Genomic DNA, 26,945 nt, shown 5'->3' with positions numbered 1-26,945 from the left:
CCACTCGAACGCTGCGGATCGGACCCCGTCGAACGGACCGGTCCGCAGCGTTCGTCGTGGTCAGCCCGCCTGAGCTGCGACGCGCCGGCGCTCGACCACCGGGTCCAGTTGCGCTCGGAGCCAGGTGTGCGCGGGATCCGCATCACGTTCGGCGTGCCATACGGCGAATTCGCGCAGGGGCGGCAACGGGAAGGTCGGTTCGAGAATGCGCAGGGACGCCGCTTCTGCGAGGTGCCGGGCCATGCGCTCGGGGAGAAACGTGATCAGGCGTGTGTTCTCCAGTGCATACGGGAGAACCGCCAGGTTGCCGCTGGTCGCGCCGACCCGCGCCACCACACCGGCACGCAGTAACGCTCGACCGAGGTTGGTGTCCTCGGAGTACGGCGCATAGGACAGCAGTGGGTACCGACCGAGCACTTCGCGCGTGAGCTTCGTGCCGGTGTACGGGTGCCCGGACCACACCGCCCCGACGAATCTGTCGGACAGCACGACCCTCTTCCTGCAGTTCTCGAACTCCGGGGATTCGAGGACGTATTCCGGCAGGACGGCCAGGTCGATCTCGAATCGACGGAAGGCATCGAGTCCGGCGCCGTTGAGCGGCAGCAGATCGAAACGGATATCGGCCGGGGCGCTCCCCCGGACCAGCTGGCGCAGGAGGGTGATCTCTGCGTAGTCGCCGGTCATGATGGTGAAGGTGCGCGAATCCGTCGCGGGGTCGAAACCGGGTGCGGTCAGCACCGAACGTTCGAGGGTTCGCAACACCTCGCGGAGCGGTTCGACGATCGCCTGGGCCCGCGCGGTGAGCCGCAGCGTGCGGCCGCTCTTGACGAGGAGCGGATCGTCGAATTGCTTGCGCAAGCGTGCAAGAGCCGTACTCGTCGCGGGCTGCGACATGTTCAGGCGACGGGCCGCACGGGTCACATTGCGTTCGGAGAGCAGGACATCGAGTACGACGAGCAGGTTGAGATCGACCCGTCGCAGCTCCATGTGCCCCCCTGACATCGAAACCCGGCGGAACGGGAAATTCCGGCGGCATCGTAACGCACGACCGTGATGTATACGCAAGGTCGGATACCAGCTATCGGACTTGGACAGTGATCTTGTGAGCGCCACGACGTACTACCTACTCTGACCCCCGTCCTGACGGCAGCGAACCGTGATTCGCCCTGGCCCGAATTGCGAAGGCGACGCTCTTCCTCGCCGAAGTCCGTTTCGGCGGCCGCCGACTCAGGCATGCAGAGAGGTTCGGGGGCAGAACATCGTGGGTCTCATGAGGCAATTCCGGCGCCACACACCGGAGAACTGGCGTCTGTGGCGCAGGATGACCGTGGTCGTCGCCGTCCCCATCGTCGCCGCCACCCTGTACGGCTCGCTCCGCGTGTACGACCTGTACCAGGAGAACGACGCCTACAGCGCCGCTGCCGAGAACGTCTCGATCCTGCCGACCCTCGCCGATTACGCCACCAGCGTCACCGGTGCCGCCGCGGCGACGATCCTGTCCCTCCCCGTCGACAACGGCGCCCAGGTCGCCCGCGAATCCGCTGCGACCCTGCGCGATCACATCGACGGCAAGGATCTCGATCCGCAGATCGCCGCGATGATCAACCGCATGCTCGCCGAAGGCGAGAGCCTGCTCGACAGCGCATCGTCGGGAACACTCGCGCCGACCGTGGCCAGCGAACGCGCCGAAGGATTCGTCAGCCGCGCCCAGGCCGCCTACCGCGCCATCACGACCACCACCGACGATCTCACCGTCCAGCGCGAGAGCGCGACACTCCTCGATCTGTGGGACACCCAGTGGTCCCTGCTCGACCAGGTCCTCGCGTACTCCGCGCTCAGCACGGGAACCGACGGCGCCCTGCTCATGTGGAACAACGCACTCGGCGTCGAGTCCGCGCGACTGGCCGTCCTTCGCGACACCTTCGTCGAGAACGACGCCGCCGACGCCGCCCGGGTCGACGGCCTCATGTCCCAGCTCCAGAACCGCCGCAGCATCACGGCCGACCTCGACAACGACGAAGGCAACGTCGCCGCCCTGCGCGGGTCGATCTTCGAGAGTCTCATGGTCTACCAGGAGGAGGTCTCCGGTTCCGCGACCCGCGCGGTGGCCGTCCTCGACGATCTCGCGGCCGGAGCGCGCACCGAGGCTCTCAAGAACGCCATCGGTGTCGCGATCATCCTCCTGCTTGCCCTCACCCTGGCGATCGTGATCGCGATGTCGCTCGTGCGGCCGCTGCGCCGACTGCGCGACGACACCCTGCGCACCGCCGAACAGGACCTTCCTGCCGCCTTGGCCGCGATCAAGGACGGCGCCGAAATCGAGTCCGTCACACTCGATCCGGTTCGCGTCCGCACCCGCGAGGAGATCGGTGAGGTCGCGCGCGCCGTCGACAACATGAAAGAGGGTGCCCTGCGTCTGGCCGGCGAACAGGCCCAGTTGCGACGGCAGGTGAACGAGATGCTCGAGACTCTCGCCCGCCGCAACAAGACACTCGTGGAACAGCAGCTGGCGCTTATCGATTCGCTCGAACACGAGGAGCGCGACCCGATGCGTCTGCAGAACCTGTTCGCACTCGACCACCTCGCCGCCCGCATGCGGCGCACGGGCGACTCGCTGCTCGTCCTCGCCGGCACGCGCCAACGCCTGGGCCGAATCCCCGACACACGGCTCGTCGATGTCCTGCGCGCCTCCGTCTCGCAGGTCGAGAACTACCAGCGCGTGAACATCGGCAATGCACCGGAAGGCAGTCTGGTCGGCAGCGCAGTCACCGACGTCGTCCACATGATCGCCGAACTCCTCGACAACGCACTGCGTGCCTCACCGCCCGAGAGCAACGTGGCGTTCGCGTTCTCACGCGCCGTCGACGGCGGTCTTCTCCTCGAGATCGCCGACCGCGGAATCGGTATTCCCGCAGACGAACTCCTCGAGATCAACATGCGACTCGGTTCGGCCGGCGAAGCCGGATCCGGTGCCGCACGCCGAATGGGCCTGTTCGTGGTCGCGCGCCTCGCCGATCGGCACAACATCACGGTGCGGCTGCGTCCGACCTTCGACTCGACCACCGACGCCGGCATCACCGCGAGCATCTACCTGCCGACCAGCCTGCTCAAGGGAACCGGCAGGAACTACGACGATCCGTACCGGATCGATCGGCCGCGCCGCCTGCCCGACCCTCCTCCGGAGCGCACCGAGCAGTATCACGCCGACCCGGTGTCCGTGTCGCAGCCGACGGCCGGGAACCGGCAGCCCGCGCCCGCACACGTTCTCGCGACACCCGGGACGAGCCCGGGCATCCGACGCGGTCGACTGCACGAACGACGGGTTCCCGGCGGCGCGGGACAGTGACAGGCAGTCTGCCGTCCCGGCTCGTGAACGGCATCCTCACCCCCGCCGACTCGGAGCGCGCGAGTGACGACCGGTGACCCACTCGTGCGACAAATCCGGCACGGTGGGTATCCGGCGGGATAGAGTCGGACCTCGACCGTGCCGTATCCGAGGGAGCAACCCGTGAAACGCTTCGCGCGCACCACAGCACTTCTCACCGTGTCCGCATTCGCCCTGGCGGCCTGCTCCGGTGGCGGGGACGACGATCCCCTCGCCGGGGATTCGGCGGACGGCGGCGCGATCGTCGTCGGTTCGGCGAACTTCCCCGAGAACGTCCTGCTCGCGGAGATCTACTCGCAGGCGCTCGAGAGCGCAGGGTCCGAGGTCACCCGACAGTTCAACATCGGCAGCCGCGAGATCTACTACGACCAGGTCGCATCGGGTGCCATCACGCTCGTTCCGGAGTACAACGGCGCGCTTCTCGCGCGGGTCGATCCCGACAGCACGGCCACCACGACCGAGGATGTCGATGCGGCTCTGTCCGAAGCTCTTCCGGACGGGCTCGAGATCCTGGCCTCCGCTCCCGGTGAGAACAAGGATGCCCTGGTCGTCACCGAGGAGACGGCGCAGCGGTACAACCTGACGAGTATCGCCGATCTCGCACCGGTCGCGGGCGAGCTCGCCCTCGGGGGTCCCCCGGAGTTCGAGACCCGGCAGCAGGGTGTCGTGGGTCTGCGCGAGGTGTACGGAGTCGAGTTCCGCGAGTTCGTGCCCACCGACACGGGTGGCCCCATCACCATCCGGGCGCTCTCGGACGGCACCGTGCAGGCCGCGAACATCTTCACCACCGACCCGTCGTTGAGCACCGAACCTTTTGTGGCACTGGAGGACCCGAAGTCGGTGTTCGGAGCCCAGAACGTCACCCCGCTGGTGCATCGCGCCGATCTCGACGACGACGACGTCGCAAAGATCGATGCCGTGTCCGAGAAGCTCACCACCGACACCCTCGTCGTACTGGTCGGACAGGTGGTCACCGACGGCCGCGACATCGACGTCGTCGCCGAGGAATGGCTGCAGCAGAACGATCTGAACTGACGGAAATCGGTGCCGCGTGATCACATTCGACAACGTCGAGAAGCGTTATCCCGACGGGACCGTCGCGGTCGACGGACTCTCGCTCGAGGTCCCGACGGGTACCCTGACGGTGTTCGTCGGGCCGTCGGGGTGCGGGAAGACCACCTCGCTACGCATGATCAACCGGATGGTCGAACCCACGGGCGGGCGTGTGCTCGTCGAGGGCCGCGACGTCCTCGACGAGGATCCCCGGATCCTGCGCCGCGGCATCGGATACGTCATCCAGCACGCCGGGCTGTTCCCCCACCGCACGGTGGTCGACAACGTCGCCACCGTGCCCCGGTTGCTCGGTGCGAGCCGTAAGGAGGCCCGCGCCACAGCGATGGACGTGCTCATGCGGGTCGGACTCGGAAAGGAACTGGTGCAACGCTATCCGGCGCAGCTCTCCGGTGGGCAGCAGCAGCGTGTCGGCGTGGCACGCGCATTGGCGGCCGATCCCCCGATCCTGTTGATGGACGAGCCGTTCTCCGCGGTCGATCCCGTGGTCCGCAAGGACCTGCAGGACGAACTCCTGCGCCTGCAGTCGGTGCTGGCCAAGACCATCGTGCTCGTCACCCACGACATCGACGAGGCGATCAAGCTCGGCGATCGCGTGGCCGTCCTGCGGCCCGGCGGAGTGCTCGCCCAGTACGCGACGCCGGAGGAGCTTCTCACTGCTCCCGCCGACGACTTCGTCGCCGGCTTCCTCGGCGTCGATCGCGGGGTGCGGCTCATGTCGTTCTTCTCGTCCGCCGACCTGCCCTTGCGCACGGATCCGATCGTCACCCGGGACGACGCCGAACCCGTCGGCGACGGTCGCTGGACCCTCGTCGTCGACGACGAGAGGCATCCGGCAGGGTGGCTCGACGGCAGCGCCCGCGACGGAAATGCCGATACGGAATTCGTCCCGGTGGGAAGAGCATTCGTTCCCGGACGCGATCCACTGCGCGTCGTACTCGACGCGGCGGTGCTCTCACCGTCGGGTCATGCCGTGGCGGTGGACGACGACGGCCGCGTGCTCGGGGTGATCAGCGGCGAAGAGGTGGCGGCGGCAGCCCGCGCGGCCCACGACGGCCGGCAGTCCGGTGCCGCACCTCGGCTCGAGATGCGGAAATCGCCGTGAGCCTGCGCATTCCCGGTTACCTCGGGACGTTCTGGGAACTGCTCGGCGATCATCTCGTCATGGCGCTCGGCGCGTCGCTGCTCGGCCTGGTCATCGCGTTGCCCCTGGGCCTGGCGTGTGTGCGGTGGCCGCGGGTGTATGCGCCGGTGCTCACGGTCTGCAGCGTTCTGTATTCCATTCCGTCGCTTGCCTTCTTCGTTCTGCTCATCGCGTTCACCGGGATCAGCCGGACCACGGTGATCCTTCCGCTCGCCGTCTACGCACTGGCGGGACTCGTCCCCAATGTCGTCGACGGGTTGCGCGCCGTACCGGACAGTGTGCGCCAGTCGGCGGTGGCGATGGGGTTCTCGACACCCCGCCGGCTGCTCACCGTCGACCTGCCGTTGGCGATCCCCGCGGTCATTGCCGGGCTGCGTGTGGCCACGGTAGCGAACATCAGCATGGTGAGCGTCGGGGCGCTGATCGGCATGGGAGCCTTCGGTGCGCTGTTCACCGCGTCGGTCCAACTCGACCGGCTCGATCTGGCGATCATCGGCATCGTCGCGACCGTCGTGATGGCGCTGGTCGTCGACGCGGTGCTCGTACTCGTCCAGCGCCTCACCACTCCGTGGATGCGTGGCCCCTCGAGAGCGCGCCGATGACGACGCTGCTGCACTACCTCGCCGAGTACTTCGGTGACGCCGCGAACTGGTCGGGTGCTTCCGGGATCCCGACGCGACTGGCCCAGCACTTCGGGTACACGCTGCTCGCGTTCGTGATCTCCGTTCTCCTCGCGTTGCCTCTCGGCCTGTGGACAGGGCACACAGGTCGCGGCGGCGTGCTCGTATCCCTCACGGCGAACGCCGCACGCGCTCTCCCCACCTACGGCCTGCTCGTGTTGCTCGTGGTGCTGTACGGGATCGGACTGGTACCGGTGCTGGTGCCGCTCGTGGCACTCGCGATCCCGCCCATCCTGCTGAACTCCTACGAAGGGATCCGCGGGGTCGACCCGGCGCTGACCGATGCCGCCCGAGGAATGGGGATGACCTCGTCCCAGATCCTCCTGCGGGCCCAACTACCGGTCGCACTGCCGCTCGTGCTCGTCGGTATGCGTACCGCCGCCGTCCAGATCGTCGCGACCGCGACCATCGCCGCGGCGGTGAGTTTCGGTGGAGTGGGAAGACCGATCGTGGACGGTCTCGCACGCAGCGACTATGCACTGGTCGTGGGCGGTGCCGCTCTCGCCGGGATCTGCTCGTTGCTGGTGCTCGCGATCTTCGCCGTCCTCGGTCGGCTACTCGTCTCGCCCGGCGTCCGCGCCTCACGGGACTAGCCTCGGACGGCCTCCGACGCCTTGGGCGGCCCGGAAACCTGTCGGTGGCCCGGAGCACACTACGAGTAGAGACGAAGTCCTATCGAGGAGGCGCAGGTGCGATGTATGCGCAACGCGAAACCTACTTCGGCTGGACGTCTCGGCGCGTACCTCTGTACGCCGCCGCGCAGCTCCCGGCTACATCGGCCGCACCCGGTTCGAGCGCCCCTTTCGACGACGAGAGCGTTCCCTCGGGTGTGACGCTCGACCGGCTCCTGCCCGAATCCCTGCTGCACGGCCGTCTGGTCGCGTATCACGACGCAGGCGAGGACAGGGACTACGTGGCCGTGACGGTCGGTGCGGTCGCGGGTGAGACCGATGTGCCGGTACGGGTTGCCGCGGAGGAGATGCTCGTGCTGTCCGCGGCCCGCAGCGTGGCGAACGGGATCCTCGTCGGCACGGAGGACGACGATCTCGACGAGCTGGAGGTCGACCGTCAGCTCCGCTTCGGCGGGCCGGTTCGCGACCTGCTGGAATACATCGGCGCGAGGTCGGTCGTCGTCGATTGGAGCCCTGCCGTCGCGTGACGCGGCCGAAACTCCGTTATCGCGGATGTGTGACGCGCCGATACAGACATCTGCAACGACTCGGCTTTCAGTGGTACCGTCATGAGCGTCCCCGTGACCAAACCGTAACAATTCGGGGACTATCGCAGCCCTGGATCGGGTACCCGATTGCTCGGGTTCCGCCGGGAGGTGACCGGAGGTGGCGATGCCGGACTGGTAACTACGCCCGTCGGGGGCAGCCCGGCATCGCCACTTCCGCCTCGGTCGACCGTAACTCGGTTCTCCGAGACCGACGAAACTCAGTTCTCTGCGATAGACACAGCAGCGCTCATCGCCGCCAGAGCCGCCGGCGCCTCGACCGCGAGGAGATGACCCGCGTCGGGAATCGCCACGAAATGCGCTCCCATGTCGTCGGCCAGCTTGTTCAGCGCGTCGACCTGCACGAGGGGATCCTTGACGCCCACGACCACCTCGACCGGATGCCCGCGCCAGCGACGCAGTACGGCTCGATCGAGGCGGGGCAGGTTCGTCAGCGACGTGCAGTACGCACCCACGCGGCAGGACCACCGCAGAGTCTGCTCGTCGGGGCGGTAATCGCAGCCCGCGAGCGCCCGGAGGTAGCGCTCGGTGTTCTCGAGATTGGGTTCGTTGCGCCACTGCAAGCCGGGGATGAGGGCGCGGTGCCACCGGACGCGCGGAACGAGTCCCAGCGGCGCGGCGATCACCAGCTTCTCGATCCTGTCGAGATCCTCCACCGCGGCCGCCACCGACGCCGACCAGCCGAGACCGATCACGGGAACCCGCTCGACGCCGAGTGCGTCGAGGACCTCGACGAGCCAGTGGCCGTAGACCGCGTGGATGCGACTGTCGGGCCGGCCGCCCGCACTCGCACCGGGCAGACCCGGGACGTCCACGAGCACGACCCGGTGCTGCTCACCGAACTGCTCGGCCAGCAGACGCAGCCCAGCCGCCGGAAGGTCGCCGCCCGCGAGCACCACGACCGGTGGTGCCGTCGCAGGACCCGTGGTGAGCACGTACGTCTCCCCCAGCGAGGTACGGGCGACGTGCTCCTTCACGGGACGCTTCCAATAGGTCAGCAGTCCTGCACACGCATGGTGGATCACGCTGTCGTCTCCGGGGCAGCGGTAGGGCGAACGTGTGAGCAACGCCATCATCCTCCTGCCCGGACGTTTCCGGGGACGAGGGATTCACGGGTGAACGGCATGAGTGGATCTTCTTTCGTGGGGTACGACCGTCTTTCGCCGACCAGCCTCCGGCACACCGCAGGACACCGTAGCCCAGTCTTCGGCAGGAACGCCACCCGTGGTTCCCGAGACTCCACAGGCGCCACTCGGGTCACTCTCGTGCCGAATGCCCCTTCATCCCTATGTCTCCAGGTCCTCCCAGGTGGCGTGGACCTGCGGCCGGAACCCGTGACCGGTGTCGGGCTCGGGCAGATGCCCCTCGGGGTCCACGACGACGACCTCCACCCCGTCGCCATGGAGCCGACCGATCATCTCCAGCAACAGACGTCGGCCCACGGGCAGCACCGTGCGGACGAGCGACAGGTCGAAGACCACGCGCTTCGTCTCCACCGGCTCGTCGACGACCGCCGTCACGAGCCCTTCGGCACTGGTGAACTGGAGGTCGCCCTGCAACTCCAGGAGTGTGAGAGCCTCCTCACCCTCACCGATCACATGCCGTCTGCGCAACACCGAGTGCGAAACCATCGGCGCGTCCATCAGATGCAGATTCATATCGCGGGACAGACGGCCGAAGGCCGCGACGCCCTGCACGCTGGTCCCGTGATCGTCGAGCCGCGGCGAGTAGGCCGCAATACCCAACTGTCCCGGTAGGATTCCTATGATTCCTCCGGACACACCGCTCTTGGCCGGGATGCCGACGGTGGAGAGCCAGTCCCCTGCCGCGTCGTACATCCCACAGGTCGCCATCACCGACAACACCTGACGCACGACATCGCGGGAGAGAACCTCCTCACACGTCACGGGTTGCACGCCGCCCGCCGCGAGTGTCGCGGCCATCATGGCGAGGTCCTTGGTGGTGACCGTCACGGAGCACTGCCGGATGTATCCCTCGACGATCTCGTCGGGATCGTCCTCGAACACTTCGTATCCGCGAAGAAGGTTGGCGATAGCCACATTTCGGTAGGAGTTGCCGAGTTCCGACGCAGCGACCTTCTCGTCGATCACCAGCTCACGACCCGCCAGGGACGACAGCAGGCAGCGGATGTCCTCCACCGAGTCCTCGGGCCGGCGACCGTCGAGCACCAGAGCGTGAGCGGCGAGCGCGCCCGCGTTGATCATCGGATTCAGCGGGCGTCCCGTGTTGCGTTCGAGCGAGACCTCGTTGAACGCCTCACCGGACGGCTCGACGTCGATCACGTCGAGCACGGCGCCGAATCCCCTTTGCTGCAGTGCGAGACCGTAGACGAAGGGCTTCGAGACGGACTGGATCGTGAACTCGGTGTCGTCGTCACCCACGGAGTACATCGCGCCCTCGGCAGTCACCAGGGTGAGAGCGAACCGGTCCGGATCGGCCCTCGCCAGTTCCGGGATGTAATCGGCGAGTGCCCCGGAACTGTCGGCACATCCTCGGAGCACTTCGGTCAGGTAATCCGGCAACGGTGAACGCATATCCTTCATCGTGACCGAATCGGGCCCCGCACGGGCGCGGAGTGACGAACGCGATTGAACCGCCCGGCGGAAGGGTATGCGACCGTCATGACTGCCCTGTCGTCGGTGCTGTCCGTGCCGTTCAGAGTGGGATCCGCGCTGCGCGGAGCACGCGTGTTCCACCCGCGCGGCGCGACCTTCGAAGGGGTCGCCGATCTCGGGTTCTGGTGGCCCTTGCAGATCCCTCGCCCCACCCCTGTGATCGCGCGGGTGTCGCGGGGCATCGGCACACCCGACGGAATGCCGGATGTGCTCGGCCTCGCGCTGCGTTTTCCTCTGAAGACCGGCCCCTGGGACGTCCTGTTCGCCTCGGCGTACCTGCCCGGCCGGGTGACGCTGCTGCCGGCCCGCTCGTGGTCGAGGGCCCGCTACAGCACTCTCATGGCCTACCGGACCGATGCCGACCCGACGCCGCGGTGGATCACTGCCGTTCCGCGAGGACGGCATCCGTCCTCGACCACCTCCGTCGAGGCACTCGAGATCCCACTCGAGTTCTCCCTGCTGGTGGGTTCGGCCCGGGGATCGCTGGAACCGGCCGGTCGCCTGACACTGAGCCGCCGGCTGCCCGAGAAGGATTCCGAGCAACCCTCCTTCGATCCCACCGTCCACTGCCCCGGATTCGTCGATCCGTGGCCGGGATGGCTCGCCGAGACGCGGCGCGACGCCTACCGGGCGAGCCGGGCCGGACGAGGCGCCTCCCTCGCCCGGCCGCAGCACACCGTCAACTGATCACCGCATCGATCGTCTTCTTCAGCGCGGACGGCTGCGCCGGTGAGCGCGGGGCATCCTCTTTCATCTCGAGCATGCGGGCACCGATGTCCTGCAGCTGTTTACGGCCCAGAGCTTCGCGCACCCTGGGGAACCACTCGTCCTCCTCCTCGTCGATGTGGTGCTCGACGTTCTCGATCAGGACCGTCGTCTTCGCATCGAAACGCTCTGCGTCCGGCTTCATTCCGGCCAATTCGACGATGAGCACATCGGCGACGTGGTGCTCCTCGTAGGATTCCAGGATGTCGTCTTCGAGATCGGGGAGCAGGGAGCGCACCTCGGGGTACATGCATTCGTTCTCGAGATAGGTGTGCACGGTGAGGGCTTCGATGATCCTGTCGACGATCTTGCCCTTCTCCTTCTCCCCCTCCGCCTTCCGGAAGTCGCGGAAGAGCTTCTTGATTTCCTTGTGATCTTCCTTCAGCAACACGATCGCGTCTGTGGACACGGTTCCTCCTGCGGCGTGAGCACTGCTACCCCCAGCGGGCGTGGCACAGGAATACCCATCCGGGACAACATCACACGCGCACGCGATCCGCATTCGCCAGGATCGCCGAGCGCAGTGCCGCCTCCGGACCGGTGAGAACGGACCGGCGCGCGACGAGCACGAACTCGATGTCACCGGCGTCGGGGAGCAACCGCTGAGGATCGCGCACCGGAACGAGGCCGGGCGGAGGGAGCCGCTCGGCGTGCAGCACCACACCCAGCCCGGCGAGCGCGGCAGCGCGCAGACCGTTGAGACTGTCGGTCGTGCACGCCACGCGGACGCCGCGTCCACTGCGCTGAAGGACCTCGAGGGCGATGTCGCGTGTCAGGGCCGGGGGCGGATAGGACACCAGCGGTGTGGGCTCGTCCGGGTCGAGGACGTAATCGGGGGCGGAGAGGAAGACGAGGCGCTCGCGGAGGATCATCTCACCGTGGCGGCTGCCCGGTCGGCGCTTGCCGAAGACCAGATCGAGTTCGTTGTCGTCGAGCCGGCGCTGCAGATCCTCGCTCAGATCCACGGTGAGTTCGAGATCGATGCGGGGATGACTGCGACGGAACTCGGCGAGGATCGAGGGAAGCTCGTAGAGCACCAGATCCTCGGAGACCCCGAAGCGCAGCCGGCCGCTGAGCGGCGACTCCGAGAAGTGCCGGCGGGCGGCATCGTGGCGATCGAGGATCTCGCGGGCGAAGGCGACCATGTCGGCCCCGTCGGCCGTGAGTTCGACGTTGTGCGTGTCGCGGACGAAGAGGCGGCGCCCGATCTCCTTCTCGAGTCGTGCGACGTGCTGACTGACCGTCGACTGCCGCAGGCCGAGCCGCTGGGCGGCCGCGGTGAAGCCGCGCTCCCGCTCGACGGCGAGGAAGCTCCGTAGATGCACCGGATCGAACACGACCCCATTTCATCACGAATCGCGATGACAGAAAACGCGGTGACCGTCTTCTGTAATGACCTCCGGCTGCCGTACCGTCGATTCGTGCTCTCCAAGATCCCCGTGCTCGGACGGCTCGACCCGTTCCTGCTCGCCATCCTCGCCACCGTCGCCGTCGCTGCTCTGCTGCCCGCCGACGGGGTCGTACTCGACGGTGTGAACTGGGCCGCCAAGATCGCCATCGGGTTGCTGTTCTTCCTGTACGGCGCGCGCCTGTCCACGCGGGAGGCCATCGAGGGTCTCGGGCACTGGCGTCTGCACCTGACGATCCTCGCCACGACCTTCGTCGTCTTCCCGCTGCTCGGCCTGGCCGCCGAGGTGCTCGTGCCGTCGATCCTGAGCGACCCGCTCTATCTCGGCGTCCTGTACCTGTGCCTGCTGCCGTCCACGGTGCAGTCGGCCATCGCACTCGTCTCGGTGGCGCGCGGCAACATCCCGGGCTCGATCGTCTCGGCCAGCGCCTCGAGCCTGATCGGTATCTTCGCGACGCCGCTGCTGGTCGCGCTGACGATGTCCACGCAGGGCGTTCGCTTCAGCGGCTCGGCCGTGCTCGACATCGTGCTGATGCTGCTCGTGCCGTTCGTCGCAGGTCAGCTCCTGCGGCGCTGGATCGGCGGCTGGGTGAAGGCCCACGGCAAGCCGCTCAAGCTCGTCGACCGCGGATCGATCATGCTGGTCGTGTACGTGGCGTTCAGCCGGGGCATGAACGAGGGCATCTGGTCGATGATCTCGGTCGGTCGCCTGTTCGCCCTCGTCGGTGTGTGCGCGGTGCTGCTCGCAATCGTGCTCACACTCACCTGGTATTCGTCGCGCGGACTGGGTTTCGAGCATCAGGACCGTGTCGCGATCCTCTTCTGCGGTTCCACCAAGTCCCTCGCCACCGGTCTGCCCATGGCGATCGTGCTCTTCCCCGGCCAGCCCATCGGCCTGATCGTGCTGCCACTCATGCTGTTCCACCAGATGCAGCTCCTGGTGTGTGCGGTCCTCGCCGGGCGGTTGGCGAAGAAGACACCGGAAAGCCTCGCCGTCGTGTGACAGAGCACCTGTCCGACGGTAAGGGATGCGACGAGACGACGACCGCCCCCTCGAACGACGCTGTGTCCGATCCGGTGGAGCCGGAGGTCATCCGGTACGAGGTCGAGCCCCTCGGAGCCGGCAGGCGCAACGGTGTGGCTGGACAGCTTCACCCTCCGGATCCGTGTGCAGATTCGACATCTGTCAATATAGACACATGTCGAAACAAGATGCCGAGGGAGTCGCGTGCGGCTCTCCACTCGTGCGCGAACCCTTGACGGGGGTCCGCGCCGCCGACCTCGCCCGGATGTTCAAGGCACTCGGCGATCCGGTGCGCCTGCGGTTGCTGTCGCTCGTCGCGAGCCATGCCGACGGTGAGGCGTGTGTATGCGACATCTCGGGCTCGTTCGATCTGTCCCAACCGACGATCTCGCACCACCTCAGAATTCTGCGCGAGGCGGGCCTCCTCGAATGCGAGCGTCGCGCAACGTGGGTGTACTACCGGGTGGTTCCGGCCGCACTACGACAACTCTCCGATGTGCTCGTGACCGAATCGGCCGAGGTACCCGCATGAGAGAGCGCACCGCTGTGGACAGCCCCGTCATGGGCCGGATGTCGACACTCGATCGCTTCCTTCCCGTCTGGATCGGCACCGCCATCGTCATCGGCCTGCTGCTCGGGCGCACGGTTCCCGGAATCGGAGAAACCCTGGGATTCATCGAGATCGACGGAATCTCGCTGCCGATCGCCCTCGGTCTTCTGATCATGATGTATCCGGTGCTGGCGAAGGTGCGCTACGACCGTCTCGACACCGTCACCGGCGACCGCACCCTGTTGATCTCGTCGCTGATCCTCAACTGGATCGTCGGTCCCGCACTGATGTTCGCGCTCGCGTGGCTGATGTTGCCGGATCTGCCCGAATACCGCACCGGTCTGATCATCGTCGGCCTCGCGCGCTGCATCGCGATGGTGATCATCTGGAACGACCTCGCGTGCGGCGACCGGGAAGCCGCAGCCGTGCTGGTCGCGATCAACTCGGTCTTCCAGGTGATCATGTTCGCCGCCCTCGGCTGGTTCTACCTGTCGGTGCTGCCCGGATGGCTCGGCCTCGAGCAGACCGGGCTCGACGTCTCCCCGTGGCAGATCGCGAAATCCGTGCTGATCTTCCTCGGGATCCCACTCGTGGCCGGTTTCCTCACTCGTCGATTCGGCGAGAAGGCCAAGGGCCGCAGCTGGTACGAGCAGACCTTCCTTCCGCGTATCGGACCGTGGGCACTGTACGGACTGCTGTTCACCATCGTGATCCTGTTCGCACTGCAGGGCGAGCAGATCACCTCACGACCACTCGACGTCGTACGCATCGCCCTGCCATTGCTGGCGTACTTCGCGATCATGTGGGGGAGCGGGTATCTGCTCGGTGCTGCTCTGGGACTCGGCTACGAACGCACCACCACACTCGCCTTCACCGCCGCGGGAAACAACTTCGAACTCGCCATCGCCGTCGCGATCGGCACGTTCGGAGTTGCGTCCGGGCAGGCCCTGGCGGGAGTCGTCGGCCCTCTCATCGAAGTGCCCGTCCTCGTCGCACTCGTCTACGTGGCTCTGGCCCTGCGCACACGTTTCGCCACACGCGCCGGAGGTGCGTCGTGACCGCTGTTCCGTCGGTGCTGTTCGTGTGCGTCCACAATGCCGGTCGGTCCCAGATGGCAGCCGGATTCCTGAGCCACCTCGCGGGGGACCGCATCACCGTCCGTTCCGCCGGGTCCGCGCCCGCCGACGAGGTGAACCCTGCTGCGGTCGCAGCGATGGCCGAGGTCGGAATCGACATCTCCGGCGAGAACCCGAAGATCCTCACCGCCGACGCCGTGCAGACCTCCGACGTCGTGATCACGATGGGGTGCGGCGACACCTGCCCGGCGTTCCCCGGCACCTCGTACCGGGATTGGGCGCTCGACGACCCGGCCGGACGAGAAATCGACGCCGTGCGTCCGATCCGTGACGAGATCCGGGCGAAGGTCGAAGCTCTGATCGCCGAGCTGACATCGTCGGCATGATCGAGTTCGGCGACCGCATCCACCGGGTACCCACAGGCCTGTCACACTGGGCGCCCGCGTAGGGCGCTCGGTGTGGACGCACGTCGTCCCCGGCAGGCTCCGGACACCGCGTTGCACGTCATCGCAGGTCCGGTAGCGTTCCGAGACGACTCGTAATCGCGTGTCGGTCGATCGGCTCGGTGCAGCCGAACTGTGGGAGGTTCCCGTGGCTGGTGGTCTCGTCGCCCTTCTGGACGACGTCGCGGTACTTGCGAAGGCAGCCGCGGCATCCATAGACGACATCGGCGCTGCGGCCGGCAGGGCGAGCGTCAAGGCAGCGGGCGTGGTCGTCGACGACACGGCCGTCACCCCTCGCTACGTGCACGGGTTCACCCCCGATCGCGAACTGCCGATCATCCGCAAGATCGCGATCGGGTCGATCCGCAACAAGCTGCTGATCATCCTGCCGATCGCGATGATCCTGAGTCAGTTCCTCCCGCAGGCCCTGCCGTATCTGCTCATCGCCGGCGGTCTGTTCCTCTGCTACGAGGGCGCCGAGAAGGTCTACGAAGCACTCACCGGCGGTCACCACGAAGAAGAAACCACCGCGGCGGAGAAGGGCCCCGAGTTCGAGAAGGCCATGATCGGCGGCGCGATCCGCACCGACCTGATCCTGTCCGCCGAGATCATGGTGATCTCGCTGGCCTCGGTCGAGGACGAACCCTTCCTGACCCGCCTGCTCGTCCTCATCGTCGTCGCCGTCCTCATCACCGTCCTGGTGTACGGCGTGGTCGCCCTGATCGTGAAGATGGACGACGTCGGCCTGGCGCTCGCGAAACGGAAGTCCACCTTCGCTCAGCGCGTCGGTCGCGGTCTCGTGACGGCGATGCCGAAGCTGATGACCGTTCTCACCGTTGTCGGTATCGCCGCCATGCTGTGGGTCGGTGGGCACATCCTGCTCGTCAACGTCGGCGAGGCCGGATTCCACTGGCCCGCCGATCGCCTGCACGACCTCGAGCACTGGTTCGGCGAACTCGTGCACGGCGGATTCGGCGGCGTTCTGTCGTGGACGGCGGGAACGGTAGCGTCGGCCGTCGTCGGTCTCGTCGTGGGCGCGATCGTCGTGCTGATCATGCACCTGATCCCGCGGCGGAAGAAGGCCGACGCCGCGCACTGAAGCACGAGTCGATCGGCCGAACAGGTCACTCCGGGGCTCGGCCCCGGACCGACCACGCGAACGCCCTCATGAGACCGGGATCCTTGACGCCGCGCTCGGCTTCGATACCGCTGGAGACGTCGACACCCCACGCCCCGGACGTGGTGATCGCCTTCTTCACATTCTCGGGATTCAGTCCGCCCGCGAGGATCCATCGACCGGACGGCAGAGCACTGCGATCCTGCCAGTCCCACGTCTTGCCGGCACCGGCGACGGCACCGTCGACGAGCAGCAGGTCGGCACCGAAGTCCTCGGACAGTGCCTCGGCTCCTCCGGTGTTGACCGCGCGGATCACCGTCAGCCCGGCGTCGTGCAATATGCGTACGTCGTCGGCCGACCGCAGGTCGTGCACCTGGACGTGGTCGAGATCGGCGGCGCGGGCGGTCGCGATGATCTCGTCGAGCGGCATCTTCACGTAGACGCCGACCGCGAGCGTTCCGGCGGGCACGCGGGTACGAAGGGTTGCAGCCCGGTCGGGGGGAATTCGACGGGGACTCTCGGCGAAGACGAAACCGACCGCGTCGACATCCAGTTCGACGGCGAGATCGACTGTCGCCTCGTCCTGCAATCCGCACATCTTGATGAACGTCATCGTCTACCTTCCCACCGGTCCGCCACGTCGAGGATAGGCCCGGCAGTGACGCAGACGATCGCCGTGCCTACCGCGACAACTCGTCGGCCAGGTCGGCGGGAACGGTCATGGGCGTGGTCAGCCCTGCACTCACTCGTCCCGTGTTGCCCTCGGGATATCGTCCCGTCCACGAGCCTGGGGCAGCGACGAGGATTCGCACCACCTGCCCGAGCGCCTCCCGCCGATCACGTTGCCGCAATGCGAGGGCGAGCATGGCGACGTGATTGCACGTGTGCAACCACGGATCGGGCTGGGACGCAATGTGGGCACGCTCGAGGTGACGCCACCGATCCTCTGCTTCTGCAGCATTTTTCGCTGCGTCCATCTCGTGCCGGTACACCTCACGAGCCCTGTCCGTCATTCGTGCCTTCATCGATCTCCGCCCTTCTCGTCGTCACAGCAGTCGCAATGGGTTCCGGTTGCCGACGTAAGCAGCACTCGGGGTCGACGTCCGGACGAGACCGATCAGGCCGTCGAGTGCATGCCCGATTCGGGGATCCGCCGACTCGTATCGATTCCGCCGACTTTCCGGACTGCGACCACCGATCCGCAACCCCGCAGGCACGCCAGGTGATTCGAGAGGATCTGCCGGGAGACGCCGGTCTGTTCCGCGAGGCCGGACGGATAGCCGGGCACCCACTCGTTTCGCGGATTCGATCAACGGCAGCAGTTCGGATCCAGAACCACCCTGAGCGCCTCGAGGGACTCGGAGCGGGCGCGGTGATAGACGTTCATTCCGCGTCGCTCGGATTCGACCATGCCGGCCTTGCGCAGTTGCCCGAGATGATGGCTCACCGTCGATTCCGCAAGATCCACACCGGCTGCAAGATCGCAGGTACACACCGCGCCTTCGTCTGCGGTGAGCAGGATCGACACGAGTTTGATGCGCACCGGATCGGCCAGGGCCTTCAGTCTCAACGCGACCCCGAGGGCGGCATCGTCACTCATCGGTGCGGCCGATACCGGTGCGCAGCAGATCGGAGCGCGAACATCGATCACTGGCAGAGCTTTCGGCATGATTCGAGTCTAGCTACCTTCTTGACATATGTCGAAATAGGGGAGGATCCTGTGGTAGTAATTCGATATATGCCACACAAGTGGAGGCTGTCATGTCACGCATCCAGTTCGCCCTCAACGTCGACGATCTGCCCGAAGCAGTCGCCTTCTACTCGACACTGTTCGGCACCGAACCGGTCAAACTCGAACCGGGCTACGCCAACTTCGCGATCGCCGATCCGCCGTTGAAACTGGTGTTGTTCGAAAATCCCGGCAAGGGCGGGACCATCAACCATCTCGGGGTCGAGGTCGACTCGTCCGAGAAGGTGCACTCGGAGATCGCCCGCCTGACCGAAGCCGGCCTGTTCACCGACGAGGAGATCGGCACGACCTGTTGCTACGCCACCCAGGACAAGGCGTGGGTCACCGGACCGGCGGGGGAGAAGTGGGAGGTATACACCGTCCTGGCAGATTCGGAGACCTTCGGGTCGAGTCCACAGCACCTCGACGGTCCGCAGGAATCCGGCAGCGGAGCCTGCTGCACGGCCGGCGCCCCGGACGAGCAGCAGGACGACAACTCCACGCCGAAGTCCGACGTAACCTCGTGCTGCTGAGCACCTTTCGCTACGAAGCTCGCAGAGTCAGGACGAGGGCTGTCGCCTCCCCACAGGCCGAAGCGACGACTCGGATCAGCCTCGCGCCATGTCCACGAACCGCGACAGGTGCAGCTGGTGGGCAACAGTGATGGTCGCGGTCGGGCCGTTACGGTGCTTGCCGACGATGAGGTCGGCCTCGCCACCACGCGGGTCGTCGCGCTCGAACGCATCAGGGCGGTGCAGCAGGATGACCATGTCGGCGTCCTGCTCGAGGCTGTTGTGCACCGCGATGCCGTCGGCGACGAAATTGTGTGTGCCGGGCACCGTTCCGTCGTAGACGTCCTGTTCGCCGAGGCTCGTGATCGAGACGATCTCGTCCCAGAACACGTTGTTGGTGGCGACCATGTCGATGTCGGCCGTGTCGAGGACGTCGGCGACCCGGGCAAGTCGCGAGCGTGCGCCCGTGACGGTGCGCGGGGTGGCGGATGCGACCGGCCCGATCGGGGCGAGCTGCTCGACCGCGAGCAGTTCGCCGAGCTCGGCTTCGATCTCGGGCGTGACGGTGTCGGGGCTGTGCTTGACGAGCTTCGGTCCGAGCTGCGCCAGGACCCACTGCGCCGCGGTTCCGTGCTTACCCACGTCGTGGAGGAAGACCGCCTGGTTCTCCGCCCCGGTGACCGTGAGGTCCCAGCCGTCGCCGGTATCGGTGATCCGCGCGAACACGCCGATGCGCAGGAGCAGGCGCGCGAGGTCGTCGGCGAGGCGGCGATCCGCCGACCGGTAGCGGACGACGGCGCGGGCAGTGCCTGCGTCCCAGGAGACCTCACCGCCGTCTTCCCAGATGTGGCAGACCAGCTCGGCGACCTGCTCCTTGGGGAGCGAGAACGCGCGGGTGGGGACCGGTCGGCCGGCCACGGCGGTATCTGCGAGAGCGGCCACCTCGTCGTCGGACGCGGGCATGACGTCGAGCGGTGCGGGCACCGCGCGCGGCACTGCGACACGCTCACCGGCGATCAACTCGCCCAGCGGCATCCAGCCGTCGATGGTGAGGAAGGGATGGTTCGCCGTGGCGTCGACACGGCGCCCCGAGGCCAGCTCCAAGCGGAAGACTTCCTTACGTCCGCTGGGGAAGACCTTCACCATCGGCCGGACGACCATCCGCATGCGTTCGTCGAGCGACCACACGAGGGGCTCCTCGCCCGACTCGAGCAGTTCGCCGAGCGTGACCTCGGCACCGGTGTCGGCGCGCATGATGCGCGTGGACGCCGGCAGGCAACCCGACTCACGAAGGTCGGAGACCTGCGGCCGCTTGTCGGTGCGCTGCTCCGGGCCACGGTTGAGCTGACACACCGCGACGACCGGAACCTCGAGCTCCTTCGCCAGAAGCTTGAGGCTACGCGAGAATTCGGAGACCTCCTGCTGACGCGACTCGACCTTCTTACCGGACGACATGAGCTGCAGGTAGTCGATGACGATGAGACGAATGTCGTGTTTCTGCTTGAGCCGCCGCGCTTTCGCGCGAATCTCCATCATCGTGAGGTTCGGTGAGTCGTCGATGAACAGCGGCGCCTCGCTGATCTCGCTCATGCGGCGGGCGAGGCGCGTCCAGTCGTCGTCGGTCATGCGCCCGGATCGCATGTCGCCGAGCTTGATCTTCGCTTCCGCGGACAGCAGACGCATGACGATCTCGGTCTTGCCCATCTCGAGGGAGAAGATGACCGACGCCATGCCGTGCTTGATGGAGCACGACCGCATGAAGTCCATGCTGAGCGTGGAGTTGTGCGTGGGCACCATCGCGCGACCCGCGAGGTACATGTGGTCGCCGTCGACCTCGACGCACCGCACCGGGACCGACGGAACCGGGCGGACGGCGACGACGCGGCGCCCACGCGGCGCCTCGGCACGGCATTCCTTGTGCCGCACGGCCTTACTGGGCAACACGAAGACGTCGTCGTCGGCGGTGAAGGAGATCTCGACGCCGTCGAGAGCGGGTGCGTAACCGAGACCTGCGAGGAGTTCGGCGACGCCCTGCGCCAACTGCTCGGACGAGCCGACGAACCGGATGGTGCCGTCGTCGTCGATTTCTCCACCGGCGTCGAGCAGGCCCGCGAGGAGTTCGCGGCGTTGCTGTTCGGATGCTCGCTGGTACTCGGCGGGGATATGGGCACCGAGGGCGACGAGGGCGCTGGTGAAGCCGCCCTCGCCTTCGACCCGCATGTGCAGTTCGGGATCGGCCGACGGACCGCCGAGCCACGCGCCGAGTGTGAAGGGGGAGACCGGCAGTTCGACGGCGGGAAGCGCCAGGGGAGCGGCATTGGCGATATCGTGCGGTGCCTCGGCGGTGGCGAGGAGTTCACCGGTGGTGCGGATCACACCGTCGCCGGTGCGCCACTGGTGCTGCTCGTCGGCGACGATCACAGTGCCGTCGGAGAACACGACGTCGAAGCACGGACGGCCGTGCATCACCTCGGTGGCGGCGAGGACGCGCGTAGGTCGGCCGTCGGCGCCGAGGAGTTCGTCGCCCACGCCGACCTCGCCCATGGTGGTCCAGCCGGTGGGGGTGGGCAGGGGGGTGTCGAGCGCGAGGGCCTTGCCCACACCGGGGCGGGCGGCGACGATGATCATCTGGCCGGCGTGCAGCCCGTTGGTGAGCTCGTCGAGTTCGGCGAAGCCGGTGGGCACACCGAGGGAGATGCCACCGCGACTGGCGATGGAGTCGATCTCGTCCATCGTGGGCTGCAGAAGTTCTTCGAGCGGCACGAAGTCTTCGGTGGTGCGTCGTTCGGCGACCTCGAAGACCTCGGCCTGCGCGCGATCGACGACCTCGGCGACATCCTGGCCTTCGGCACCGGCGTAGCCGTACTGGACGATGCGGGTGCCGGCCTCCACGAGCCGTCGCAGGACGGCCTTCTCGGCGACGATCTCGGCGTAGTAGCCGGCGTTGGCCGCGGTGGGCACGGTCTGGGTGAGCGTGACGAGGTAGGCGGCTCCGCCGAGACGCTTGAGCTCGCCGCGCCGGTCGAGTTCGGCCGACACGGTGACCGGGTCGGCGGGTTCGCCACGGCTGTAGAGATCGAGGATCGCGTCGTACACGGCCTGGTGAGCGGGCCGGTAGAAGTCGCCGGGCCTCAGTACCTCGAGAACGTCGGCGATGGCGTCCTTGCTCAGCAGCATGCCGCCGAGCACGGACTGCTCGGCCACGAGATCCTGAGGGGGCTGGCGGCCGAAGTCTCCACTCGGTTCCTCGGGAGGTCCCGAATATTCGGGATTACCACGATCGTCAACGACGGCCACTGCAGTGCCTGCCTTCCTCCACATGTCCCCACTCGGTGCGCTGCGCACCGGCGGATACCTGCACGCACTCCCGGTGTCGGTACCCGGGGTTCGTGTCCGGTTCTACTCGCCCCTACCGACATCCTGTGTGTGGAGTCGTGCGCCCGACGTTAGGGATCTGGATGATCGTCCACAACTCGGGTTGTGCACACACTTGGGGATGAATTGTGGAAAGGGGAGGACAGGGTTGTGCACCGGATGTGCACAACCTGGGGACAACACATCTCACATCTCACATCTCCCCAGGTAGAAAGCAAAAAAAGGCTTCTCACACCTGTGGAGGAAAAGAATTTCGGCGTGTCGCAGGGCCGGGCGTGTTCACCCTTTCGTTCCCCGAACGACATTCCGAGGAGTCACAACGGTGTGGTTTACCCCCCGGTTTATCCACAGGCTGTGCACAGACGACGAGGAGCCCCACGCCAAGCAGGCGCGGGGCTCCTCGGGAGGCCGGAATCAGGCAGCCACGACGTTCAGTGTGAACTTCGCGGTGACGTCCGGGTGCAGCTTCACGACGATCTGGTGCTTACCGGTCGCCTTGATGTGAGCCTTGGGCAGCTCGACGATGCGCTTGTCGACAACCGGGCCACCGGCAGCCTTGAGAGCACCGGCGACATCGGCAGCGGTGACCGAGCCGAACAGCTTGCCCGAGTCGCTCGAGGTCTTGACGCTCAGCGAGACGTCCTCGAGGCCCTCGATGGCGGTCTTGAGCTCCTGGGCGTGCTCGAGGCCACGCACGGCGCGAGCCTCCTGAGCACGGCGGATGCCCTCGACCTGCTTCTGGGCACCACGGGTGGCAACGATCGCCAGGCCGCGGGGCAGCAGGTAGTTGCGGCCGTAGCCGTCCTTGACCTCAACGGTGTCGCCAGGCGCACCGAGGTTGTCCACGTCAGCAGTAAGGATGAGCTTCATCGTGTCCCTCCCTTTCCTCAGCGAGTCGTCGAGACGTAAGGGAGCAGAGCCACCTCACGAGAGTTCTTCACAGCAACAGCGACGTCGCGCTGGTGCTGCACGCAGTTGCCGGTGACGCGGCGAGCGCGGATCTTGCCGCGATCGCTGACGTACTTGCGCAGCAACGTCGTGTCCTTGTAATCGATCTGCACGTTCTTTTCCTTGCAGAAGGTGCAGACCTTCTTCTTCAAAACCTTCTCGCGCGCGGGCGACTTAGGCATGGTCGTTCTCCGTAATTTTGGATGTTCCGATCGAGGTCGGATCAGAACGGAGGCTCGTCGTCCCCGGAACCGCCGAAGGAGCCCGACTGCGGGGCATCGCCCCACGGGTCGTCTCCGCCGACGTTCGCGTTCTGAGCGGGACGGCCACCGCCCGATCCACCGGAGGAACCACCGAAGCCTCCGCCACCGCCGCCGCGACCGGCCTTGGTGACCTTGGCCGTGGCGTAACGGAGCGAGGGGCCGATCTCGTCGACCTCGAGCTCCACGACAGTGCGCTTCTCGCCTTCACGCGTCTCGTAGCTGCGCTGCTTGAGCCGGCCCTGCACGATCACACGCGAGCCGCGAGTCAAGCTCTCGGCCACGTTCTCCGCTGCCTCACGCCAGATGTTGCAGCGCAGGAACAGAGCCTCGCCGTCCTTCCATTCGTTGGACTGACGGTCGAACACGCGGGGCGTGGATGCGACGGTGAAATTCGCAACCGCAGCACCCGCGGGGGTGAAACGCAGTTCGGGGTCGGCGGTCAGATTGCCGACCACGGTGATGACGGTATCGCCTGCCATGTGGTTCCTCCTGCAGTGTGGGGAGTCCTGATGCGCCAGAGCCTACGGCCCGGCGCCGACAGGCTCACTTGCCGTGGCGCAGAACCTTGGTGCGGAGCACCGACTCGTTCAGGCCGAGCTGGCGATCCAGCTCTGCAACGGCAGCAGGCGTCGCGCTGATGTCGACCACCGCGTAGATGCCTTCGCTGTTCTTGGCGATCTCGTAGGCGAGACGGCGCTTACCCCACACGTCGACCTTGTCGACCTTGCCGCCTTCCTGGCGAATGACGTTGAGGAACGTCTCCAGCGAGGGAGCGACGGTGCGCTCGTCCAGGCTGGGGTCCAGGATGATCATCAATTCGTAATGACGCATAAGACCTCATCACCTCCTATGGACTGTGAACGGTCACGGACGTTCCGTGACAGGAGGGTCGTTGCGTCAGCAACCCATGAAGGGTACACGACAGCCCGGCGACCAGCGAAATCGCCGGCCTTCGCAGGCAGAGGATTTGTCCTAGGGTGAGGACATGCGCACGAGTTCCGGGACCGTCTCACTCGTCGCCGTCCTGACGTGCGCGGTGATGACGTGGTTCGGCTACCTGAACAAGGCCCGGTGCGCCGGCCCCACCTTCGACGCCGAGGGCCGCACGCTGCGGTTCGAGGACATCAAGGACGCGAACGTCTGCTATTCCGACATCCAGCAGTTGTGGATCGGCCGCGGTATCAACACGCACGTGTTCCCCTTCGTCGACGGAGGGATCACCTCCTCGGGAGCACTGACCGGAGGCACCGTCGAATACCCCGTGCTCAGCGGGGTGCTCATGTGGGTAGGGGCGATCGGTGCCCACACCGACGCGGAGTTCCTCCTCCAGTCGGCTCTCCTGCTCGCGCCCTTCGGTCTGCTCACCGCATGGTTGCTCGCCCGGATGGCCGGGTGGGCCGCACTGTTGTGGTCGCTCACGCCGCCGCTCGTGCTCTACGCCTTCCTCAACTGGGACCTGCCGGTCGTGGCGGTCACCGTCGCCGCCGTCGCGGTGCTGACGCTCGAACGCTGGTCGCTGCGGACTCGCGGGGTGGTCGCGGCGGTGCTGCTGGGAGTCGGATTCTGTCTCAAGCTCTATCCGGGCATCTTCGTGCTGCCGCTCGTCGCCTACGTCTTCACCGGCGGGCCGGATTCCGACCGGAAGCGGGACGTCCCCGGCGCCCTCGCCGTCGCGGGCACGGCGGCGGCCACGGTCGCCGCGATCAACCTGCCCTTCGCACTCCTCGGCTACGAGGGCTGGCGCGCGTCGTTCGCCTTCCAGCAGAACCGGGAAGCCGACGGGACCAGCAACTCCATCTGGTACTGGGGGCTGCGGCCGTTGATGGGCGGCTACCAGGGATACGAGAACACCCCCGCATACAACGACCTGGTGGCCCAGCTGTCGCCGACGCTGATCGCGCTGTCGTTCGCGCTCGCGCTGTGGCTCGGATGGCGCCGGTACCTGCGCGACGGCATCTATCCCTGGCTCGGCACCGGTGCCGCGATGCTGTGCGGTTTCGTGCTCTTCCACAAGGTGCACTCACCGCAGTACACCCTGTGGCTGCTGCCGCTGCTGATCCTGTTGCGTGTGCCGTGGGGTCTCGTCGCCGCGTATCTTCTCGCCGACCTCGCCATCGGCATCGGCATCTTCCGGTGGTTCGCCGCCACCGCCGGCGAAACGGACATGGCCCTGCCGCTCACGCTCGTCCACATCGGGGTGTGGGGACGTGCGGTCCTACTGGTCGTGCTGTTCTTCGTCTTCCTGCGCGTCTCGCCCAGAACTCCGTGGCAGCAGACGGAACGAACCGGTTACGCTCGCCCTCCGACGACGACCGGGGGAGGGCGATGAACGACAACTGGACGGAACATCCCGTCCTCGAGGGTCCTCGTATCCGACTCGAGCCCGTCACCGACTCGCACGCCGAGGGGCTGCTGAAGGCCGCCGACGATCCGGACACGATCTTCCGGTGGTCGTCCACCGAGATCCGCGACCTCGACAGCGCACACGCCTTCGTCCGCGACGCCGTGGCCGATCCCGGGCGCCTCCCCTACGCGATCGTCGACCGGACGACCGGCGAGGTGCTGGGGTCGACGTCGTACTACCTGCTCGAGCCCACCTACCGCACGCTGGTGATCGGTTACACCTGGCTGTCGACGCGCGTGCAACGGACCCACGTCAACAGCGAATCGAAACTGCTTCTGCTGCACCGCGCGTTCGACGAGCTGGGATCCGTGCGTGTGACCTGGCACGCCGACGAGCACAACACCCGTTCGCGCGACGCCCTGCGCCGACTCGGCGCCACCGAGGAAGGCCTGCTCCGCAAGCACCGCAGACGCCGCGACGGCAGTTGGCGGAGCACCGCGTTGTTCTCCCTCACCGACGACGAGTGGCCGGAGGTACGCGCCCGGCTCGAGGAACGCCTGAGGCGATGAGGACGAGGCGCGCGCTCGCAGCCCCCATGGCGGTCGCCGCGGGTGCGATCGCGGTGTGCGCAGCGGTGGCGTGGGCCGACCCGACCACGCCCGGCGGGATCATTCCGCCCTGCCCCACCTATTCGCTGTTCGGAATCCTGTGTCCCGGTTGCGGTTCCTCCCGGATGATGTATTCGCTCGTCCATCTCGACGTGCCGGCCGCGCTGCACTACAACGCCCTCGCCCTGGTCGCGCTGGGCGTGCTGGTCGTGGTCTTCGGAGCATGGACGTGGAGCAGGAGGCGGGGCACACCGATGCCGCGGTGGACGCGATACCGGTGGGCCCCGCACATCGTGCTGGTCCTCACCGCGGTGTGGTTCGTCGTGCGCAACATTCCGGTCGCGCCGTTCACCGCCCTACGGATCTGACCGTCGGAGGACCGGGCAGTCGACCGTGTGCTCCCGATCCGTCCCGGGTCACCGGTCACGCGGACGAGAACCGAGTCCGCGCTCCCTGCCGGCACGTTCACCACCGCCGATCCGGTGCCTTCGTCGATGCTGTCACCGATACGGCCCGTGTCGTAGATCGGGGAGCCGCCGTAGAACACCTGGATTCGGTCGGGAACGTCGTAGGTCTTCCGTTCCGGCAGGAACGAGGTCGGATATCAGCGACGAACTTCACGAAGATGCG

The 26,945-nt window shown here is 66.8% G+C and carries 29 protein-coding genes and 1 pseudogene; 16 read left to right on the top strand and 14 right to left on the bottom strand.

What is annotated here, in order from left to right:
- Window positions 1-60: 60 nt before the first annotated feature.
- Window positions 61-987 carry a LysR family transcriptional regulator gene (locus EQ874_RS01720; RefSeq protein ID WP_129975175.1) on the bottom strand — a complete coding sequence of 309 codons (927 nt, stop codon included), beginning with the start codon at window positions 985-987 and terminating at the stop codon, window positions 61-63.
- A 283-nt stretch (window positions 988-1,270) separates the two neighbouring features.
- On the opposite strand from EQ874_RS01720, the gene EQ874_RS01715 reads away from it, so the two are divergent.
- The 6 genes from EQ874_RS01715 (at window position 1,271) to EQ874_RS01690 (ending at window position 7,439) form a co-directional block, all read left to right on the top strand.
- Window positions 1,271-3,346, top strand: a complete 2,076-nt coding sequence (locus EQ874_RS01715) for an ATP-binding protein (protein ID WP_129975173.1) — start codon at window positions 1,271-1,273, stop codon at window positions 3,344-3,346.
- A gap of 162 nt (window positions 3,347-3,508) precedes the next feature.
- The gene (locus EQ874_RS01710; RefSeq protein WP_129975171.1) at window positions 3,509-4,420 is read left to right on the top strand and encodes an ABC transporter substrate-binding protein; all 912 of its coding nucleotides are present in this window, start codon (window positions 3,509-3,511) and stop codon (window positions 4,418-4,420) included.
- A gap of 16 nt (window positions 4,421-4,436) precedes the next feature.
- The gene (locus EQ874_RS01705) at window positions 4,437-5,561 is read left to right on the top strand and encodes an ABC transporter ATP-binding protein (protein WP_129975170.1); all 1,125 of its coding nucleotides are present in this window, start codon (window positions 4,437-4,439) and stop codon (window positions 5,559-5,561) included.
- A complete protein-coding gene (locus EQ874_RS01700; RefSeq protein WP_064062349.1) occupies window positions 5,558-6,202 on the top strand; it encodes an ABC transporter permease in 645 nt (214 codons plus the stop codon). The genes EQ874_RS01705 and EQ874_RS01700 overlap by 4 nt, the downstream gene beginning before the upstream one ends.
- Window positions 6,199-6,873: an ABC transporter permease subunit gene (locus EQ874_RS01695; RefSeq protein WP_165369175.1), complete on the top strand. Its 675-nt coding sequence runs from the start codon at window positions 6,199-6,201 to the stop codon at window positions 6,871-6,873. Before EQ874_RS01700 ends, EQ874_RS01695 begins: the two co-directional genes overlap by 4 nt.
- A 101-nt stretch (window positions 6,874-6,974) precedes the next feature.
- The gene (locus tag EQ874_RS01690) at window positions 6,975-7,439 is read left to right on the top strand and encodes a hypothetical protein (protein ID WP_129975166.1); all 465 of its coding nucleotides are present in this window, start codon (window positions 6,975-6,977) and stop codon (window positions 7,437-7,439) included.
- 278 nt (window positions 7,440-7,717) lie between these two features.
- Here EQ874_RS01690 and EQ874_RS01685 read toward each other — a convergent pair whose 3' ends face one another.
- Window positions 7,718-8,590 (bottom strand): alpha/beta hydrolase, encoded by an 873-nt coding sequence (locus tag EQ874_RS01685; protein ID WP_129975164.1) that lies wholly within the window; start codon window positions 8,588-8,590, stop codon window positions 7,718-7,720.
- Between the two features lie 213 nt (window positions 8,591-8,803).
- Complete coding sequence (locus tag EQ874_RS01680; RefSeq protein WP_129975162.1) at window positions 8,804-10,072, bottom strand: glutaminase; 1,269 nt, start codon at window positions 10,070-10,072, stop codon at window positions 8,804-8,806.
- Between the two features lie 87 nt (window positions 10,073-10,159).
- Between EQ874_RS01680 and EQ874_RS01675 the strand changes: the two genes are divergently transcribed.
- On the top strand, window positions 10,160-10,840 hold the full coding sequence (locus tag EQ874_RS01675) for a phosphodiesterase (RefSeq protein WP_129975160.1): 681 nt from the start codon (window positions 10,160-10,162) through the stop codon (window positions 10,838-10,840).
- Here the strand turns inward: EQ874_RS01675 and EQ874_RS01670 are convergent.
- Window positions 10,833-11,327, bottom strand: a complete 495-nt coding sequence (locus tag EQ874_RS01670) for a hemerythrin domain-containing protein (protein WP_064062345.1) — start codon at window positions 11,325-11,327, stop codon at window positions 10,833-10,835. The two genes, EQ874_RS01675 and EQ874_RS01670, sit on opposite strands and share 8 nt — an antisense overlap.
- Window positions 11,328-11,397: 70 nt before the next feature.
- Entirely contained in the window at window positions 11,398-12,255 is an 858-nt protein-coding gene (locus EQ874_RS01665) for a LysR substrate-binding domain-containing protein (RefSeq protein ID WP_064062344.1), read from the bottom strand.
- An 84-nt stretch (window positions 12,256-12,339) separates the two neighbouring features.
- Between EQ874_RS01665 and EQ874_RS01660 the strand changes: the two genes are divergently transcribed.
- The 5 genes from EQ874_RS01660 (at window position 12,340) to EQ874_RS01640 (ending at window position 16,518) form a co-directional block, all read left to right on the top strand.
- Window positions 12,340-13,329: a bile acid:sodium symporter family protein gene (locus EQ874_RS01660; protein WP_165369174.1), complete on the top strand. Its 990-nt coding sequence runs from the start codon at window positions 12,340-12,342 to the stop codon at window positions 13,327-13,329.
- A 196-nt stretch (window positions 13,330-13,525) separates the two neighbouring features.
- The gene (locus EQ874_RS01655; protein WP_129975158.1) at window positions 13,526-13,882 is read left to right on the top strand and encodes a metalloregulator ArsR/SmtB family transcription factor; all 357 of its coding nucleotides are present in this window, start codon (window positions 13,526-13,528) and stop codon (window positions 13,880-13,882) included.
- Window positions 13,879-14,958, top strand: coding sequence for an ACR3 family arsenite efflux transporter (gene arsB, locus EQ874_RS01650; RefSeq protein ID WP_129975156.1), 1,080 nt, complete (start codon window positions 13,879-13,881; stop codon window positions 14,956-14,958). Before EQ874_RS01655 ends, arsB begins: the two co-directional genes overlap by 4 nt.
- Window positions 14,955-15,362 (top strand): arsenate reductase ArsC, encoded by a 408-nt coding sequence (locus EQ874_RS01645; RefSeq protein WP_129975154.1) that lies wholly within the window; start codon window positions 14,955-14,957, stop codon window positions 15,360-15,362. The genes arsB and EQ874_RS01645 overlap by 4 nt, the downstream gene beginning before the upstream one ends.
- A 205-nt stretch (window positions 15,363-15,567) precedes the next feature.
- On the top strand, window positions 15,568-16,518 hold the full coding sequence (locus EQ874_RS01640; RefSeq protein ID WP_207213480.1) for a DUF808 domain-containing protein: 951 nt from the start codon (window positions 15,568-15,570) through the stop codon (window positions 16,516-16,518).
- Window positions 16,519-16,543: 25 nt separating this feature from the next.
- Here EQ874_RS01640 and EQ874_RS01635 read toward each other — a convergent pair whose 3' ends face one another.
- The 4 genes and pseudogenes from EQ874_RS01635 to EQ874_RS01620 all read right to left on the bottom strand — a co-directional run bounded on the left by EQ874_RS01635 (window position 16,544) and on the right by EQ874_RS01620 (window position 18,205).
- Window positions 16,544-17,149, bottom strand: a complete 606-nt coding sequence (locus EQ874_RS01635; RefSeq protein ID WP_129975150.1) for a phosphoribosylanthranilate isomerase — start codon at window positions 17,147-17,149, stop codon at window positions 16,544-16,546.
- A 67-nt stretch (window positions 17,150-17,216) separates the two neighbouring features.
- Entirely contained in the window at window positions 17,217-17,549 is a 333-nt protein-coding gene (locus tag EQ874_RS01630) for a DUF3703 domain-containing protein (RefSeq protein WP_242496596.1), read from the bottom strand.
- Window positions 17,530-17,821, bottom strand: a pseudogene (locus EQ874_RS01625) (helix-turn-helix domain-containing protein); the annotation flags it as partial. The pseudogene EQ874_RS01625 and the gene EQ874_RS01630, both read right to left, overlap by 20 nt.
- A gap of 24 nt (window positions 17,822-17,845) precedes the next feature.
- Window positions 17,846-18,205, bottom strand: a complete 360-nt coding sequence (locus tag EQ874_RS01620; RefSeq protein WP_129975148.1) for an Rv2640c family ArsR-like transcriptional regulator — start codon at window positions 18,203-18,205, stop codon at window positions 17,846-17,848.
- Window positions 18,206-18,297: 92 nt separating this feature from the next.
- On the opposite strand from EQ874_RS01620, the gene EQ874_RS01615 reads away from it, so the two are divergent.
- Window positions 18,298-18,798, top strand: coding sequence for an ArsI/CadI family heavy metal resistance metalloenzyme (locus EQ874_RS01615; protein WP_129975146.1), 501 nt, complete (start codon window positions 18,298-18,300; stop codon window positions 18,796-18,798).
- 75 nt (window positions 18,799-18,873) lie between these two features.
- On the opposite strand, the gene dnaB is transcribed toward EQ874_RS01615, so the two are convergent.
- The 5 genes from dnaB to rpsF all read right to left on the bottom strand — a co-directional run bounded on the left by dnaB (window position 18,874) and on the right by rpsF (window position 24,194).
- Window positions 18,874-22,098 (bottom strand): replicative DNA helicase, encoded by a 3,225-nt coding sequence (dnaB, locus tag EQ874_RS01610; RefSeq protein WP_129975144.1) that lies wholly within the window; start codon window positions 22,096-22,098, stop codon window positions 18,874-18,876.
- A gap of 468 nt (window positions 22,099-22,566) precedes the next feature.
- Window positions 22,567-23,022 (bottom strand): 50S ribosomal protein L9, encoded by a 456-nt coding sequence (gene rplI, locus EQ874_RS01605; RefSeq protein WP_026002765.1) that lies wholly within the window; start codon window positions 23,020-23,022, stop codon window positions 22,567-22,569.
- Window positions 23,023-23,039: 17 nt separating this feature from the next.
- Window positions 23,040-23,282 carry a 30S ribosomal protein S18 gene (gene rpsR, locus EQ874_RS01600; protein ID WP_006550800.1) on the bottom strand — a complete coding sequence of 81 codons (243 nt, stop codon included), beginning with the start codon at window positions 23,280-23,282 and terminating at the stop codon, window positions 23,040-23,042.
- Window positions 23,283-23,323: 41 nt separating this feature from the next.
- On the bottom strand, window positions 23,324-23,842 hold the full coding sequence (locus EQ874_RS01595) for a single-stranded DNA-binding protein (protein WP_064062336.1): 519 nt from the start codon (window positions 23,840-23,842) through the stop codon (window positions 23,324-23,326).
- 64 nt (window positions 23,843-23,906) lie between these two features.
- Window positions 23,907-24,194 carry a 30S ribosomal protein S6 gene (rpsF, locus tag EQ874_RS01590; RefSeq protein ID WP_016931707.1) on the bottom strand — a complete coding sequence of 96 codons (288 nt, stop codon included), beginning with the start codon at window positions 24,192-24,194 and terminating at the stop codon, window positions 23,907-23,909.
- Between the two features lie 154 nt (window positions 24,195-24,348).
- Here rpsF and EQ874_RS01585 point away from each other — a divergent pair, with 154 nt between their 5' ends.
- Genes EQ874_RS01585 through EQ874_RS01575 form a run of 3 tightly spaced genes read left to right on the top strand, consistent with a single transcriptional unit; the run spans window position 24,349 to window position 26,683 of the window.
- Complete coding sequence (locus EQ874_RS01585; RefSeq protein WP_064062335.1) at window positions 24,349-25,692, top strand: glycosyltransferase 87 family protein; 1,344 nt, start codon at window positions 24,349-24,351, stop codon at window positions 25,690-25,692.
- On the top strand, window positions 25,689-26,276 hold the full coding sequence (locus EQ874_RS01580) for a GNAT family protein (protein ID WP_129975142.1): 588 nt from the start codon (window positions 25,689-25,691) through the stop codon (window positions 26,274-26,276). Before EQ874_RS01585 ends, EQ874_RS01580 begins: the two co-directional genes overlap by 4 nt.
- Complete coding sequence (locus EQ874_RS01575) at window positions 26,273-26,683, top strand: DUF2752 domain-containing protein (protein WP_064062333.1); 411 nt, start codon at window positions 26,273-26,275, stop codon at window positions 26,681-26,683. Before EQ874_RS01580 ends, EQ874_RS01575 begins: the two co-directional genes overlap by 4 nt.
- Window positions 26,684-26,945 lie beyond the last annotated feature (262 nt).

The organism is Rhodococcus sp. Q1 (genome assembly GCF_004153645.1).
Classification (GTDB): Bacteria; Actinomycetota; Actinomycetes; order Mycobacteriales; family Mycobacteriaceae; genus Rhodococcus; species Rhodococcus gordoniae.
Note: the sequence above shows the minus strand (reverse complement) of the source record. Positions and strands in the feature narration are given on the sequence as shown.

What these genes read in the sequence shown, in the direction of transcription:
- EQ874_RS01720 (WP_129975175.1), bottom strand. Translation starts at nt 987, where the DNA reads ATGGAGCTGCGACGGGTCGATCTCAACCTGCTCGTCGTACTCGATGTC.
- EQ874_RS01715 (WP_129975173.1), top strand. Translation starts at nt 1,271, where the DNA reads ATGAGGCAATTCCGGCGCCACACACCGGAGAACTGGCGTCTGTGGCGC.
- EQ874_RS01695 (WP_165369175.1), top strand. Translation starts at nt 6,199, where the DNA reads ATGACGACGCTGCTGCACTACCTCGCCGAGTACTTCGGTGACGCCGCG.
- EQ874_RS01690 (WP_129975166.1), top strand. Translation starts at nt 6,975, where the DNA reads ATGTATGCGCAACGCGAAACCTACTTCGGCTGGACGTCTCGGCGCGTA.
- EQ874_RS01685 (WP_129975164.1), bottom strand. Translation starts at nt 8,590, where the DNA reads ATGGCGTTGCTCACACGTTCGCCCTACCGCTGCCCCGGAGACGACAGC.
- EQ874_RS01680 (WP_129975162.1), bottom strand. Translation starts at nt 10,072, where the DNA reads ATGCGTTCACCGTTGCCGGATTACCTGACCGAAGTGCTCCGAGGATGT.
- EQ874_RS01675 (WP_129975160.1), top strand. Translation starts at nt 10,160, where the DNA reads ATGACTGCCCTGTCGTCGGTGCTGTCCGTGCCGTTCAGAGTGGGATCC.
- EQ874_RS01655 (WP_129975158.1), top strand. Translation starts at nt 13,526, where the DNA reads ATGTCGAAACAAGATGCCGAGGGAGTCGCGTGCGGCTCTCCACTCGTG.
- arsB (WP_129975156.1), top strand. Translation starts at nt 13,879, where the DNA reads ATGAGAGAGCGCACCGCTGTGGACAGCCCCGTCATGGGCCGGATGTCG.
- EQ874_RS01635 (WP_129975150.1), bottom strand. Translation starts at nt 17,149, where the DNA reads ATGACGTTCATCAAGATGTGCGGATTGCAGGACGAGGCGACAGTCGAT.
- EQ874_RS01630 (WP_242496596.1), bottom strand. Translation starts at nt 17,549, where the DNA reads ATGACGGACAGGGCTCGTGAGGTGTACCGGCACGAGATGGACGCAGCG.
- EQ874_RS01620 (WP_129975148.1), bottom strand. Translation starts at nt 18,205, where the DNA reads ATGCCGAAAGCTCTGCCAGTGATCGATGTTCGCGCTCCGATCTGCTGC.
- EQ874_RS01615 (WP_129975146.1), top strand. Translation starts at nt 18,298, where the DNA reads ATGTCACGCATCCAGTTCGCCCTCAACGTCGACGATCTGCCCGAAGCA.
- dnaB (WP_129975144.1), bottom strand. Translation starts at nt 22,098, where the DNA reads ATGTGGAGGAAGGCAGGCACTGCAGTGGCCGTCGTTGACGATCGTGGT.
- rplI (WP_026002765.1), bottom strand. Translation starts at nt 23,022, where the DNA reads ATGAAGCTCATCCTTACTGCTGACGTGGACAACCTCGGTGCGCCTGGC.
- rpsR (WP_006550800.1), bottom strand. Translation starts at nt 23,282, where the DNA reads ATGCCTAAGTCGCCCGCGCGCGAGAAGGTTTTGAAGAAGAAGGTCTGC.
- EQ874_RS01595 (WP_064062336.1), bottom strand. Translation starts at nt 23,842, where the DNA reads ATGGCAGGCGATACCGTCATCACCGTGGTCGGCAATCTGACCGCCGAC.
- rpsF (WP_016931707.1), bottom strand. Translation starts at nt 24,194, where the DNA reads ATGCGTCATTACGAATTGATGATCATCCTGGACCCCAGCCTGGACGAG.
- EQ874_RS01585 (WP_064062335.1), top strand. Translation starts at nt 24,349, where the DNA reads ATGCGCACGAGTTCCGGGACCGTCTCACTCGTCGCCGTCCTGACGTGC.
- EQ874_RS01580 (WP_129975142.1), top strand. Translation starts at nt 25,689, where the DNA reads ATGAACGACAACTGGACGGAACATCCCGTCCTCGAGGGTCCTCGTATC.
- EQ874_RS01575 (WP_064062333.1), top strand. Translation starts at nt 26,273, where the DNA reads ATGAGGACGAGGCGCGCGCTCGCAGCCCCCATGGCGGTCGCCGCGGGT.